The organism is Microbulbifer maximicatervae (SeqCode) (assembly GCF_052467385.1).
Map to the genome: position 1 here is coordinate 796,369 of NZ_CP174311.1, position 14,241 is coordinate 810,609.

General features: G+C 47.5%; 11 protein-coding genes and 1 tRNA gene. All 12 read left to right on the forward strand.

The window, feature by feature from the left end:
- The first annotated feature begins 62 nt into the window (after window positions 1-62).
- Window positions 63-908 (forward strand): dihydropteroate synthase, encoded by an 846-nt coding sequence (gene folP, locus ACJJIR_RS03455; RefSeq protein WP_444907343.1) that lies wholly within the window; start codon window positions 63-65, stop codon window positions 906-908.
- Between the two features lie 94 nt (window positions 909-1,002).
- Window positions 1,003-2,355 carry a phosphoglucosamine mutase gene (gene glmM, locus ACJJIR_RS03460; protein WP_444907344.1) on the forward strand — a complete coding sequence of 451 codons (1,353 nt, stop codon included), beginning with the start codon at window positions 1,003-1,005 and terminating at the stop codon, window positions 2,353-2,355.
- Window positions 2,356-2,474: 119 nt separating this feature from the next.
- On the forward strand, window positions 2,475-3,209 hold the full coding sequence (gene tpiA / locus ACJJIR_RS03465) for a triose-phosphate isomerase (protein WP_444896166.1): 735 nt from the start codon (window positions 2,475-2,477) through the stop codon (window positions 3,207-3,209).
- Between the two features lie 70 nt (window positions 3,210-3,279).
- Window positions 3,280-3,711 carry a preprotein translocase subunit SecG gene (secG, locus tag ACJJIR_RS03470; protein ID WP_444907345.1) on the forward strand — a complete coding sequence of 144 codons (432 nt, stop codon included), beginning with the start codon at window positions 3,280-3,282 and terminating at the stop codon, window positions 3,709-3,711.
- A 9-nt stretch (window positions 3,712-3,720) separates the two neighbouring features.
- Window positions 3,721-3,806 (forward strand) — tRNA-Leu (locus tag ACJJIR_RS03475).
- 1,381 nt (window positions 3,807-5,187) lie between these two features.
- The gene (locus ACJJIR_RS03480) at window positions 5,188-7,353 is read left to right on the forward strand and encodes a hypothetical protein (RefSeq protein WP_444907346.1); all 2,166 of its coding nucleotides are present in this window, start codon (window positions 5,188-5,190) and stop codon (window positions 7,351-7,353) included.
- Window positions 7,343-7,639: a hypothetical protein gene (locus ACJJIR_RS03485; RefSeq protein WP_444907347.1), complete on the forward strand. Its 297-nt coding sequence runs from the start codon at window positions 7,343-7,345 to the stop codon at window positions 7,637-7,639. Before ACJJIR_RS03480 ends, ACJJIR_RS03485 begins: the two co-directional genes overlap by 11 nt.
- Window positions 7,640-8,745: 1,106 nt before the next feature.
- Window positions 8,746-9,291, forward strand: coding sequence for a hypothetical protein (locus ACJJIR_RS03490; protein WP_444907348.1), 546 nt, complete (start codon window positions 8,746-8,748; stop codon window positions 9,289-9,291).
- Between the two features lie 739 nt (window positions 9,292-10,030).
- Complete coding sequence (gene casA / locus ACJJIR_RS03495; protein ID WP_444907349.1) at window positions 10,031-11,632, forward strand: type I-E CRISPR-associated protein Cse1/CasA; 1,602 nt, start codon at window positions 10,031-10,033, stop codon at window positions 11,630-11,632.
- Window positions 11,632-12,210 carry a type I-E CRISPR-associated protein Cse2/CasB gene (gene casB / locus ACJJIR_RS03500; protein ID WP_444907350.1) on the forward strand — a complete coding sequence of 193 codons (579 nt, stop codon included), beginning with the start codon at window positions 11,632-11,634 and terminating at the stop codon, window positions 12,208-12,210. The genes casA and casB overlap by 1 nt, the downstream gene beginning before the upstream one ends.
- A gap of 183 nt (window positions 12,211-12,393) precedes the next feature.
- Window positions 12,394-13,470: a type I-E CRISPR-associated protein Cas7/Cse4/CasC gene (gene cas7e / locus ACJJIR_RS03505; RefSeq protein ID WP_444907351.1), complete on the forward strand. Its 1,077-nt coding sequence runs from the start codon at window positions 12,394-12,396 to the stop codon at window positions 13,468-13,470.
- Window positions 13,471-13,478: 8 nt separating this feature from the next.
- Window positions 13,479-14,237, forward strand: a complete 759-nt coding sequence (cas5e, locus tag ACJJIR_RS03510; RefSeq protein WP_444907352.1) for a type I-E CRISPR-associated protein Cas5/CasD — start codon at window positions 13,479-13,481, stop codon at window positions 14,235-14,237.
- The last annotated feature ends 4 nt before the right edge of the window (window positions 14,238-14,241 follow it).

Genomic DNA, 14,241 nt, shown 5'->3' on the forward strand with positions numbered 1-14,241 from the left:
AAATGCCGGGTTGGGGATAGGGCGATAGCCTGTTCCGATCTGGCATTTTTTTATTTCAGCCAATGAAAATTATCTGTGGTAACCACACCTTAGACCTCTCCCAACCGGTGGTTATGGGGGTTCTGAATACAACGCCAGACTCCTTTTCCGACGGTGGCAATTACTATGCCTCCGGTAGCCTGGACTTGACCCTGGCTCTGCAGAGAGCGGAACAGATGCTCTCTGAGGGAGCGACAATCCTGGATATTGGCGGAGAATCGACACGCCCTGGCGCATCGCCGGTCACCGAGCAGCAGGAGCTGGATCGGGTAGTGCCGGTGGTGGAGGCAATCAAAGCGAACTTTGACGCGATTATCTCTGTCGATACCAGTACCCCGGCAGTGATGCGTGAGTCAGCTGCGGTAGGGGCGGGACTGATCAATGATGTTCGCGCCCTGGAGCGCCCGGGTGCACTGGAAGCAGCCGTCGAAAGTGGCTTGGCGATCTGCCTGATGCATATGCAGGGTCAGCCCGGCACTATGCAGGATGATCCGTCTTACACTGATGTTGTAGAGGATGTCGCCAGGTATCTGCAGAAACGGGTCGATCTCTGTATCGATCTGGGGGTGACACGGGACCGGCTCATTCTCGACCCGGGTTTTGGCTTTGGCAAAACCGATGAGCACAATTTGACGTTGTTGCGTAATTTGTCGCAGCTGGCGCCGGCGGATATGCCCATACTGGCAGGCTTGTCGCGTAAGTCGATGATCGGCCGCCTGCTCGATCGAGATGTAGATGGCCGACTCCCCGGTAGCTTGGCCCTGGCCATGTTGGCTGCGCAAAAAGGCGCAAGAATTTTACGTGTCCACGATGTTGCGGAAACCGTGGATGTGTTGCGCATGCAGCAATTGGTTTGCAGCGAAATTTGATGAGTGATGTCTTACAGAGACCTTAAGCCGCAGGGTCCTGTTGTGGTTTTCCGACAGAACAGAAAAGCGGCGAAGTACACAATTGAGAAGCGTTATGGAAAGAAAGTATTTTGGCACTGATGGTATTCGTGGTCGCGTTGGCGAGGGAGCAATTACTCCCGATTTTATGCTGCGCCTGGGATATGCAGCGGGCAAGGTACTGGGAAGAATTTCCAAAGCTAAACACCACAGGCGCCCCCGCATCCTTATCGGTAAGGACACTCGGGTCTCCGGCTACATGTTTGAGGCAGCGCTGCAGGCGGGCCTGATTAATGCTGGCGTGGATGTCGCCCTGTTGGGGCCAATGCCGACTCCGGCGATCGCCTACCTGACCCGGACTTTCCATGCCGGTGCAGGCATTGTTATCAGCGCCTCCCATAATCCTTACCACGACAATGGCATTAAGTTTTTCAGCGCTGAAGGCTCCAAGTTACCGGATGAGGTTGAATTGGAGATTGAAGCCGCTCTCGAGCTACCGATGGAAACTTCCGACGATCTCGGTCGCGCCTATCGAGTTGATGATGCAGCCGCGCGTTACATTGAGTTCTGCAAGGCTTCTACGCCCTGGGGTTTCTCCTTGGAGGGTTTGAAGATTGTTCTCGACTGCGCCAATGGTGCCACTTATCACGTAGCGCCGATGGTGTTTCGTGAGCAGGGAGCAGAAGTCAGCGTAATTGGAGCGGGCCCTGATGGACTCAATATCAATCTAGATTGCGGCTCCACTAAACCTCAGCAGTTGCAACGGGCCGTGGTTAAGCGCGGTGCGGACCTGGGCATAGCCTTTGATGGTGACGGGGACAGGGTGTTGTTCGTCGATGCCAATGGGGAATTGGTCGATGGCGATCAGCTGTTGTATATCATCGCTATGCACCAGCATAAATTCCTGGGCGGTTGTAGTGGTGTTGTCGGCACCTTGATGAGCAATTACGGTTTTGAGCTTGCATTGCGCGAAAACAAAATCCCGTTTGAGAGAGCCAAAGTGGGCGACCGCCATGTGCTTGAGAAAATGTCAGCTAATCAGTGGAAGCTGGGAGGCGAGTCGTCAGGCCACATTATCTGTGCCGATGCTTCTACCACCGGCGACGGTATCATTGCCGCACTGCAGGTACTGCGTGGCCTGTGTGAATTTGATGAGCCCTTGCATCAGCTTAAATCCCGTATGACAATGCTCCCCCAGCACATGATTAATGTGCAACTGGCTCATCGCGATGGTGTTCTCGATCACACAGACGTTAAGGCCATTGTTGTCGATGCAGAACGTCAGCTCGCAGATAGCGGGCGTGTGCTGCTGCGGCCATCTGGCACAGAGCCTCTGATCCGGGTAATGGTTGAAGGTCGCGACAGCGCCCTGGTGGAGCAGCTGGCCAAAGATATTTCCTCCGTGGTGGAGCGAATTGGAAATAACTGATCTGCTGCGATTTAACCCGTAGTAAATCGGTCCTCTTGGGGCGTAGAAGAAACTCGTATAATTTTGGTTGTATGTTGGCGTCAATGTCGCTAAGATTTGCGCCCCTTGAAGGAGCACACATGCGAACACCGCTAGTAGCAGCAAACTGGAAAATGAACGGCAGCCGCGAGTTTGCCGAACGTTTTTTCACCGAACTCAACCTCGAAGGTGTGAAGTCCGGTGTTGTTGTTTGCCCATCTTTTCCATATCTCGGCCTAGTGGCTGATGCGGCGGAAAAGAGCGGAGGTTTTAGTCTGGGTGCCCAGGACCTTAGCCAGGAGCCCAAAGGGGCGTTTACTGGTGAGGTTTCCGCTAGCATGTTACTGGATTGGAATACCCGTTACGTTATTGTCGGGCATTCTGAGCGCCGTAGTCTCTACGGAGAAACCAGTGAGTTAGTGGCGAAAAAATTTGTTGCGGCCCAAGAGGCGGGACTGACTCCAATACTTTGCGTCGGGGAAACCCTTGAAGAACGCGAGCAGGAGCGCACTCTCGAAGTGGTTGCAGAACAACTTCAAGCGGTTGCCGATATCATTGATTCGGCTGGCTGGAAGCAGTCCGTGATTGCCTATGAGCCGGTATGGGCCATTGGCACGGGGAAAACTGCGACACCTGATGAAGCCCAAGCTGTACATGCGTTTATTCGCTCGCAGTTGGGAGATTTGGGCGCTGAAGTACAGATTTTATATGGCGGTAGTGTAAAATCCGCAAATGCCAGGGAGCTTTTTGCCCAGGCAGATATTGATGGCGCCCTGGTGGGTGGAGCCTCGCTGGATGCCGGCGAGTTTGCTGAGATTTGTCGCGCTGCTGTTTAAATTAACAGCACGCGGGTTGGCGAATACTGAATAACGGGTTGTTTAGACCCTGGTAGAGAGTTTCCAGAAAATGGAAAAATTGGTATTAGTTGTACACGTTTTGACCGCATTAGGCATTATTGGCCTGATTTTGTTGCAGCAAGGTAAAGGTGCCGAAGCCGGTGCATCCTTTGGTGCGGGCGCGTCCCAGACAGTTTTTGGCAGTCAAGGTAGTGGAAATTTCTTTTCCCGCTTGACAGCAATTTTTGCGACGGTATTCTTCGTCACCAGTTTCGGCCTGGCCATCCTGGCTAAGCAAGGTGCAGGCGCCAACGTTGATGCGGACCTCCCGCAAATTCCAGCAATGGAGCAGCAAATTGGCCCAGCCGAAGAACTGCCGGCTATCGACAGCGATATCCCGCAGCTCGAAACAGATTTGGAAACTGGCGATATCCCACAGATTCCTGCAGACAGCACCGGCTCAGAAGAGCCTGCTAACCAGGAAGGTGAGGAACAGCAGTAAAAGATTTTTGCCCAGGTGGTGGAATTGGTAGACACGCTATCTTGAGGGGGTAGTGAGCTATGCTCGTGCGGGTTCAAGTCCCGCCCTGGGCACCACATCAAGATCCGAAGAAGTTCGGAATCATCCAAAAAGCCCGGTAAGTCCGGGCTTTTTGCTATCTGTAGGGTACGCAGCCCTCCGCTCTCGTTCGTTGTCACCCGGTGCTACCTGGTGCTACATTTGGTGCTACCTAGTTCAATTTAGAAACTGGTAGTACCACCATGGCTCTGACAGGTACTTAAATCAAACATAGCCAAACCAAGTGACAAGGATTAGTGGCTTACGGATATCTGGTAGCCCTGCATGTGGCTCTTCCGCTCAGTGCTCAATACGCAAAGTAATGTAATCAATATAACTTGAGCTTTGGGATCAGCTTTAGATCTCAACTTTGGCCAAGTAGGGAACTAGTCATTTCAGCAAGAAACGATATGGACTACTAGCTATTTGACTAAGCCAGGGAATAATTATGCCTACCCTACGCAGTTGCTTGTTTATAAGTTTTAGTATATTCGTCCTAATTTATGTCCTGCACTGGCTTCTTGCCTTTCCATGGCTGTGGGTGATTGGCTATCTTGTAGTTGGTGCAATATTCGTCGGTTTCTCAACGTGGCTTTACTCTGGTATGTATAGCGAAGACGAATGAAAATTTTTACAAGCGCGCATATGCATAGCTGAATAGTGCGGCCTTGGTGGTCCATACTGTTTGAAGTCCTGGACCTTGCCAACCACCAAGGGTTGTAAGGGGGGCGATTCTGGACTCCCTTTGGGGTCTTTTGATAACCACTTTTGCTAAAGCCGGCTTGCCTGTTCAGTATTAGGTAAACTCGCACTTTGTCGATTTGGAGTAGGTGAAGCCACGCTTGAATTTCAGTATCACGCTCAGTCGTTGAGACGCCTCAGTAGAGGGAGGATTCAAAGTGGTGTTACTTTTTTGTTGTGCTTTCCTATACGTCCCGTAACCACTAGCTAGAAATTATTTTTCAAGTCCCGCACTGATCAAGAAACGAAGAAGCTCAGAATCACCCAAAAAGCCCGGCTGGTCCGGGCTTTTTACTATTTAAAAAATAAAAATATTAACCTTTCACTTTGTCAGGAGTTGCCCTGCATAGCCTTGAATATCCCTTCCTGGCTCACTCATTTAAGACCAGGTGCCTCTCCAATAATTTATAAGTCATCTGCAGAGCTCACCGGTGGTTGATGTGATTTTGTAGGCAGGAAACATTCACTAGTAGACCTGTAATTCTATGTAATAGCTTTTCCGGGAGGTTCGGTTGCGGGTTTATTTGGGGGGATGGATACTGGATTACTCCAGTTGCTCGGTATCAAGTTAGTAACTATTTTGCTTCCCTTTCGCGATCCCTATTCTCGGCACGAGTTCTGAAAGTGAATTAAAAATCGGCTGAGATTTTTGGTAAAAATAGAAAAAGGAGTTTTCGATTGAAGTCTTATACCACTAAATACAAAAAGCTTTTGACACTTCGGGGGCTAGTAATATTTGTCGGGCTACTGTCCATGGAAGGTGTATCAGCTGACGCCTCTCTTTCTGATCTTGATATTGATAATGATGGTCTGATTGAGATTCGCAGTTTCAAAGACCTTAATGAGATTCGTAACAACCTAGACGGATCAACTTTATACAATAGTAACTATGGTTGCCCAGAAAGTGGCTGTTATGGCTTTGAGCTGACCAAAGACCTGAATTTTGATACCAATGGCGATAGTTATGTTGATGCGAATGATGAGTACTGGAACGAGGGCTTGGGCTGGGAGCCAATCGGTACGAGTGAAAACCCGTTTACTTCGACCTTTGAAGGTAATGGCTATTCCATCAGTAATTTATATATAAACTTCTATGGAGGGGAATTTACAATTCTAAATGAACACTCAGGCCTTCTGGGACACGCTCAATCGGCGGAAATACATAACCTTACTACAATTGATACCGTTGTTTCTTTCATGGGTGTTATGCCCGCAGGAGAAGACTCGGCAAACCCTAGTGAGGGATGCTCGGGCGAAGCGGTTGACTCTAGTACAATTTCCAATGGAGACTTCGATACGACATGTGTATTCAGTTCGGTAGTGATGACCTTGGATTTAACAGGTGCTGAGATAGAATTACCCTATATTAATTTCGAATCTCCAGTAGAAGGTAATGAAGTATCTGTTATTGATTTATCTAATTTCCCTTTAGTTGATAACGGGTGCGGTGCTAGTGATTTCTCCGAGGACAGTGATAGCTTTTGTGTTATTGAGTCAACGATTAGTTTCCAAGATTGGGCTGATGGTGACAGTTTAGTTGCTATTTCAAGTATTCCACTTATACCTAGCGCTACATTTAACTTTTACCCCAAAGTTACGGCAAAGCTATTTCAAGCTGGCCAGTTCAGGGCTGTAATTTATGAGGATCAGGGACCGGCAGAGATTCAAGCCTGGGTCACAGATGAGTATGAGCTGGACCCATTTACCTATAGTTGGAATAGCCCAAAGCTAGTTCAGCTCAACGACTCTGGTGAAAGCGTATTTACCTTTGATCCAGCAGGTTTGTCGGGAGCTTTCGAAGTTACTGTTACTGTTACAGATTCTGGTGGTTTGTCAGATACTGCGAAGCTGATATTGCGAGTGGATGGTAGTGCCCCTGTATTGTCCGATAATGAGGATGCTGATCAGGATGGGCTGAGTGACAGCGTTGAGGGATTCTTAGATTTAGATGGTGATCGAATACCGGACTATCTAGATAGGGTAGCGGTTCGTTCCCAGCTGCCGGTAAATAGAACTGGTGCAGTGATGCAAAGCTCTGAAGGGACAAGCTTGAGACTTGGTGATAGTGCCTATATTGCCGGTCAACAAGTGGGCCAGGTTACGTTGGAGGATATAGATAATCTCTTTGAGGATAATTTGGCAGGACAGAATAGCTATAAATTCCTGCATGGTATTTTTGACTTTGTTATTTACGATACAGATTTTGGAGAAAGCGCTAACATTGTTGTCCCTTTAAATGCCGCTTTACTCGAAGGTGCTCGTTATCTGAAATATCGCCAAAGTGTTGGATGGGTGGATTTTATTGAGGATGAATTTAACCGTGTATCTTCTGCACTGGGGCAATTGGGTGATTGTCCTGAGCCGGGTAGTGAGAAGTACCAGCCTGGGCTCCATGAGGGCCATTTTTGCATCCAGCTTAGCTTGGTAGATGGTGGCCTCAATGATGATGACGGAGAGATGAATGGTATTATTGTCGATCCTGGTGCTGTCGCGACCCTCAATGTTAAAGAACCTATTGTAAATATAAAATCCTATGCACTTGAGAATTCACAGTTTCAGTTAGAGGAGGAGGCACCGGTGTTGGCTTTCTCCCTACAGAGTGACTCTGCTGATGCGATGCTGAAGTCACTCACACTCAAGGCCGATGGTGAGTTGGATGAAGTATCGGACATACAGAGGGTGCGTCTGTATTTGGATATGGATAACAATGGAATTGCCAGTAATTCGGAGTTAATCGGCGATGGTCTCTTTTCAATTGATAATGGCTATCTGAAGTTAGATTTATTCAAAAAGTTTCAGTTGCCCGTTGGTGAGGCCCAGTTTTTGGTGACGTATGAATTTTAAAACCTCAGAGAGTTTTTCGGAATTACTGCTATTAATTGGTGGATATATGAAACCTTTAAAATCCAATGTGCGTTTTTATTTTGTTTTAGTTATCGCTGCTTTTGTTGGTGGTTGTGCTGATTCTTCGAATAGCATAGTTGAGCCAGAAGAAAAGCCCGTAAGTAAGGCCTTTTCGATTACCCTAGAGTCAGTTGAGGTTGAGAGGCTAAGTAATGGTGAGACTGTCTCTGTGGATGCAGGTGAGATAAAAAATGAAGCTCTTATTTTGGTGCCAAATTTCGATTAAATAATTCTTAGTAAGTAAGCGTAAAGCCCCTATTTAGGGGCTTTTTTAATGTTTAAATGCAGGAGTGCTAAAAGTAATTAGCTAATATTTGTTTCTAATAACTTTGCACTAAAGGGTTTAAGTATCAAAATAATAACCGAAGTTGATGCAATTACCTTGAATATTTTACAGTTTATATAATAGCAGTCGATTTTTGGCTGATAACCAACCGTACATACACTTCCTTAGTGAGCTGGAAAAGATACCCAGACTTGGGTAAGGTATTTTTTCTAATCAGGGTGACATGCGGTAATAAAGTTAGTGCCCCTAAAGTGACGCTGAGAGACTTAGTTCTCAAAAACGGAGCTGGTTCCTGATATTGCTTTCTCTTTAGGATGGTAGGTCACCAGATTTCGACTCTGAAGGGTATCAGCTGATCATAAGGAAAAGAGTGGATAGTTGGAGTCAATATCTGCTACTTCTTCTCCACCAGTAGATCAAGTGGTGGCAGAAAATTGATTGAAGAGTATTGATGCTAGATTCAGTAATAAAGAAAAGTGGTTGGAGTGAGTGAAATCAACTTAACCAGTTTGAGATAACCCAGGAGCTAGCTTGTAATCGAGGTGATGTACTTTAAGTAAAATAAAAGAGTGCTTAAGCTGTAATTAGATCGAGAATAAGCTTTAGGCTAGCTGAGTTGATATTTTATTACTTCGTTTGTTTTAGCTTTTTAATATCATTCGGGTCTTAAACATGTTGTCGATGTCTGCGATGTGATAGATGTTTCCTTTGCTTTGTTAATTATTGCTTTTTAATCGCGGGGCAATATTCAAATAAAAGCTAAGTTTTTCTTTAAGTGGTTTCCTGTCGTTTGGTTGGGATGTTGTGATCTGTTATTTTGTAGCGAGAAAAGATAAATGGAAATTAAATAATCGGTTAATTTAAGTTTTGATTTATATTTTTTGAGATTTTTGTAAGGCATACTGAGTGTGAATGCAGCCTGAATATATAGTTTTTTTGCTGTAATTGCTGAAGTATTTATAAGTTTAATTTTTTGTTTGGATCTTCTTGTTAGTTAATATTTGGGTATTTATACTGCCTGCTCGATTATTTTTTAAGGGTGAAAAATGAAGTTTTTGAAGTCTGTGTTGTCGGTGTTTACCTTGTTGTTAGCGAGTCAGTCTTTTGCAGAAATGACTTTTATTAGCGGCGTTAAGCACAATGTTACTGAGTACTCTTATACTTCGGATACTCGGCGAATTGCTGAGATTGATATCTTGGGTGATAGTGCGCAAGAAATCAGTTTCGATATTACTGCGATTGTATCTGGTTTGGGAGGGTTGAGGCCAGATGTAGTTTGTCGTTATTCCCATAGGGAAGAGCGTTGCTACACTATAAATCATCCTAGAATTTTTGACTATGTGTATGACGTTTCGATCACGGCAAGTTGTGTTGCCAAAGATGGTACTCAAACTGCAATAGGGGTTGATAGGGGCGATAAAAATATTTATACGAATGTGCCCATTTCAGATTTTCGCAATGAAGTAGTCTTAACGATAGATAATGGTTCAATTGCCGCGGATATGTGCGATACCTTGACAGTTGATATTCAGGGTGATTTAGAGGCTATTGAAGATGTAAATTTAAAAGTTTTCACCTACGAAATTTTCTAGTTAATAGTATGAATGTGTCGGTAATAATTGCCGGCACTTTCGCAGTTGAACTCCAATCTAGTATATCCATACAACCAAAAGTAGTGGATCACCGCATATCTAATAGAAATGATGTCAGCTCTGTATCAGAGTCAGAAGCAGTTAATAAAGTCTTTTCTTTTATCTGAAGTCGGTAAGGGTTGAACGGCTTAGTAGTGGCGATTCAGTGCCGATAGCTACCGGCCGGTTAAAAGTGATGAGCTTATATTGAGCTGAATACCGATTCGTTAAATTTCCTTCACAATAGAATCTGTCGCTAGTTTTGAGCCCCATCAAGGGGCTTTTTTGTATCTGTTGATTGACAATTGATATCAATAGCTGATGCTGGCTAAAAGGGCGGGAGAACTGTCTGTACAGGAATACTCTCATATAGAGAGGCGAATGGGATTAATACCCTTATCTTGTGTGTGGTCTATGCGATAACTGAGTACTTTTCTTTGTGTGAGGTAGTAGGCGCTACCCTGATTTCCGGTGCGGAAAGTGAGAAAGATGCCCAGACTTGAGCCAGATCATTTTTCCCCAGTCAGAGTGGCATAAGGTAACGGAATTAGTGTCCCGGCAGTGACGCTGAGAGATTGAGCACTCAAAAATGAGGCAGAGGCGCTCGCACTGCTCTGAGTGTAACTGTTCCCTCTAGCTCTTGAAAAAAGCATGGCTATAACGGAGTAAGAGGGCGGAGACTGGATCAGGGAGGATCGTGGTGAATTTGGTTGAAGATTCCTGGCTGCCAATTATCCGGCGATGCGGTATGCAGGAAAGAATTGCTCCTTGGCAAATTGTCGAGGTGGATAATCCTGTCGTAGATATTTGTACGGTACGACCGGATTTTCGCGGGGCGCTGTTCCAATTTTTAATCGGCCTGTTGCAAACAGCTTTTGCACCTGAAAGTGTGGATGATTGGGGAGTCTACTGGAAAAAGGCGCCTACAGAGGAAACACTAAAATCACGGCTGCAAAGCTACGTTCCCAATTTTGAATTATTTCAAGAGCCCGGGCCTGCATTTATGCAGGACTTGGAGCTGAGAGATGGGGAATCAAAGTCGATTGCTGCCCTACTGATTGAGGCGCCGGGCAGTAAAACCTGTAGAGATAATCAGGATCTATTTATTAAGGGCGGTAGGGTGCAGGGTGTATGTCCCAGCTGTGCCGCTAGTGCCTTGTTTACTTTGCAAATTAACGCCCCCTCCGGAGGAGTGGGGCATAGAACCAGTTTGCGTGGTGGTGGTCCTCTGACCACATTGATAATACCAGAGGCAGATGATGCCAACCTTTGGCAGAAATTGTGGCTCAATATCCTGCCACAAGAGGAATTTGGGTCAAGGTCTGAAAGCTCTGATAGTTGCATCTTCCCCTGGCTCGCTCCCTCCCGCCTCTCTGACAAACAAGGTTCCTCTACGTCTCCCAATGATACCCATCCCCTGCAAATGTACTGGGGTATGCCGCGCAGGATACGTTTCCATATCCCGAGAGAAGGCAAGGGTTACTGCGATCTTTGTGGAGAGCAGACGAGTCAATTAATTCGGGAATATACCACTAAGAATTATGGCATTAATTACGAGGGTCCCTGGATTCACCCCCTAACGCCCTATCGACGTGACCCCAAGAAAAAAGCCCCACCCTTGAGTTTGAAAGGTCAACAGAGTGGTCTCGGTTATCGGCATTGGTTGGGGCTTATGTGGAATGACCATTCAAATGGCGATGAAGCGAGCCGTGCGGTGCGCTTGTTCCATGAGGAATATGCGGAAATTCTCGAAGAACTTGATTTGAATGTCGATGTACGCCTGTGGGGATTTGGCTATGACATGGACAATATGAAAGCGCGTTGCTGGTATGAACAGGAAATGCCAGTACTACCTATTTCCCCCGAGTACCGGTCGCTATTTATTCAGCTAGCAGGGCAGCTTTTAACGGCTGCAAAAGATACTTTGAAAGAGCTGCGCTTTAGGGTCAAGGCTGCCTGGTTTAATAACCCTAATGAGGCTAAAGGGGATTTTTCATTTGTCGATCAGGCGTTTTGGCAGGCGACGGAAAGCCAGTTTTATCACTCGCTCAAGCAATTATTTCTCGAATCCAAGAAATCCCAATTTACACCTGCACCGGTGGCTATTGCCTGGGCACACACACTGAGAAAAACGGCTTTAGCGCAGTTTGACCATTGGTCAATGGAGGGCTCTGCGGAAGACCTGAAATTGCAGCGAGTGACTCGGGCGCGACGTCTTTTAAGGAATAAGCTCGCCAGTCTGGCAAGTTTAAAGACTCTGGATAATACAGCCAAAGTTGAGCAACAACAGGAGGAATTGTGATGGCCGGATATCAATATCTTAGCGATACAGATGTGAGCCGACTGCGCGAGTGGCACCGCTGGCTCAATGACAAAGCTGGCCGGGCCGACCGAGCGCGTTTGCGCCGTGCGGTAGAGCCTATGGATGTAATGCCTACTCCCGCCTTTATCCGTTTTTTAAAGGATATGCCCGAGCGCTGGCAGAAAGATGAGCAAATTCGTATCGAAGATGCGGCTCTGGTAGCCACAGTAATTGCACACGTAAAAGCTGATAACACGAGCAAAACAATTGATATTGATAGCAGCGAGGCTATGGATGTCAGCTTTGCCCGATCCCTGGCTATGCCCCGGGAGAGAGGCGGGCGCCCCCCTTTAAGTGAGCTGCGCTTTTTTCAGTTACAAAAAAGTCGCGATACGGCCGAGTTTTATCGCCGCATAGTACGGGCCCTGGCCCTGCTGGATGGCAGAGCCAATATAGCTTCTCTTGCCAATGATTTGCTGCACTGGCAAAGAGAGATGCGCACGATTCCAGCACGGCATCCACAGGAACGCCTGACTGTGCGTTGGGCAACTGATTACTACGCCGTATTACCAGACTGAGAAGTATTTAGAGAATTACAAATTAAAGGGGTCTTAGGGGCCTAAAGAATTTTTAAATGCTATTCCCATAACAACACTAAGCACAGAGCAAAGCCAGACCGATTGACAGTGACTGTTGATCAGATACCTGAGAAATGAATCGAAGTAATGTGATGGCCTGACGGTCGCAACAAGGAGAGATTTATGAGCCGCTTTATTCAATTGCATGTATTGACCGCCTATCCCCCTGCGAACCTGAACCGGGATGACTTGGGGCGGCCAAAAACAGCGAAGATGGGAGGTTGTGATCGCCTGCGAATCTCTTCCCAGAGCCTTAAGCGTCACTGGCGAACGTCAGAGTTGTTCCAGCAGGTATTGGCTACGGAGCAGGGGGATAGCCTAATTGGCACCAGAACCAAGCGTCAAGGGGTACTGGCCTATGAGACTTTATTGGATCTGGGTGTCTCTGAAAAAAAGGCCAAATTGTGGGCACAGAAAATTGCCGAGCAATTCGGTAAGTTAAAAAAGCCGGAAAAAGATAACCCTCTGGCCGATTTGGAAATCGAGCAATTGGTTCACCTCAGTAGTGCTGAGCAAAACGGGATCAATGCATTACTGAAAACCTTGGCAGAAGAGGGGCGGGAGCCGGAGAAGGCGGAGTTGGATTTATTGCGTAAGGAAAACATGGCGGTGGATATCGCCTTGTTTGGCCGTATGCTCGCTTCCAAGCCCACCTATAACGTTGAAGCGGCGTGCCAGGTGGCCCATGCACTCTCGGCTCACTCTGTAGTGATTGAAGATGATTATTTTACTGCGGTAGACGACCTGAATGATCGCAGCGAGGATGCCGGTGCCGCTCACTTGGGAGAGGCGGGTTTTGCTGCGGGATTATTTTATTCTTATATCTGCATTAACAAAGAGCTGCTAATTGAAAACCTGGGCGGGAATAAACCCCTGGCCAATCGAGCTGTAGCTGCGCTGACTGAGACAATCCTTAAAGTTTCTCCCAGCGGTAAACAAAACAGCTATGCCAGCCGTGCCTATGCCTCATATGTCGTGGCCGAAGCCGGTGGCCAGCAACCGCGCTCTCTCTCTGCGGCCTACCTGAAGCCGGTTGATCGCTATAGCGAGGATTACGCCCATGACGCTATTGATGCACTGCAAAAGCAATTGCAGAGTTTCGATAAGGTGTACGGGGATTGTGCTGATAGCCGCTATATTCTCAATGCCGTAACTGGCGAAGGTAATATCGAGGAACTTTTGGCCTTTGTCAGCGAATAGGTGGCGCTATGGAATACCTAGTATTTCGTCTTTACGGTGCCTTGGCTTCCTGGGGGGAAGTGGCTGTGGGGGAATCCCGCCACAGCGCACACTATCCGGGTAAATCCGCTATTGCGGGACTATTTGGTGCGGCACTGGGGATACCCCGGGAGCGAGAGGATTTACATCAGAACCTGGCCCGGCAATATCGCCAGGCGGTAAAGGTGCTGAATGTCGGTACTTTGCTTAAGGATTTCCACACGGTACAGGTCCCAGATTCCGCTGGCAAGCGCCGCTACCATACGCGCCGGGATGAGCTGGTTGTAGGGAAAGCGCGTCTGGGAACCCTGTTATCTCGCAGGGAGTATCTGGTGGATGCGCAGGCGATAGTGGCCCTTAGATCCTGTGAAGAGGCTAACTGGTCTCTGGCGGAGCTGTGTGAAGCCCTGGCCCGGCCAAAGTATCACCTCTACCTGGGGCGCAAGGCATTTCCCCTTTCAGCCCCCACTGCCGCACGGGTGATTGGTGCGGATAATTTCCGCAGCGCCCTGGATCATTATGAATCCCCGGAGTTGCTGGATTACCAACCGGAATGGGCCCGGCAGGAGCGCTGGTTGCCCACTGAAGAGAGTTGTCGTTACTACTGGGAGGGTAGCTTGGATGATTTCTCTGCGGAAGATGGAGTGTTTTCAGCAGGATCTGTACAGCGGCTTAGCCGTCTCGATCAGCCCCTATCTCGCAAGCGCTGGCAGTTCCAGCCGCGTATTGAAAATCTCTGGCAGTCATAAGGGA

Coding starts and splice junctions, on each gene's coding strand:
- folP (WP_444907343.1), top strand. CDS start 63: ATGAAAATTATCTGTGGTAACCACACCTTAGACCTCTCCCAACCGGTG.
- glmM (WP_444907344.1), top strand. CDS start 1,003: ATGGAAAGAAAGTATTTTGGCACTGATGGTATTCGTGGTCGCGTTGGC.
- tpiA (WP_444896166.1), top strand. CDS start 2,475: ATGCGAACACCGCTAGTAGCAGCAAACTGGAAAATGAACGGCAGCCGC.
- secG (WP_444907345.1), top strand. CDS start 3,280: ATGGAAAAATTGGTATTAGTTGTACACGTTTTGACCGCATTAGGCATT.
- ACJJIR_RS03485 (WP_444907347.1), top strand. CDS start 7,343: ATGAATTTTAAAACCTCAGAGAGTTTTTCGGAATTACTGCTATTAATT.
- ACJJIR_RS03490 (WP_444907348.1), top strand. CDS start 8,746: ATGAAGTTTTTGAAGTCTGTGTTGTCGGTGTTTACCTTGTTGTTAGCG.
- casB (WP_444907350.1), top strand. CDS start 11,632: ATGGCCGGATATCAATATCTTAGCGATACAGATGTGAGCCGACTGCGC.
- cas7e (WP_444907351.1), top strand. CDS start 12,394: ATGAGCCGCTTTATTCAATTGCATGTATTGACCGCCTATCCCCCTGCG.
- cas5e (WP_444907352.1), top strand. CDS start 13,479: ATGGAATACCTAGTATTTCGTCTTTACGGTGCCTTGGCTTCCTGGGGG.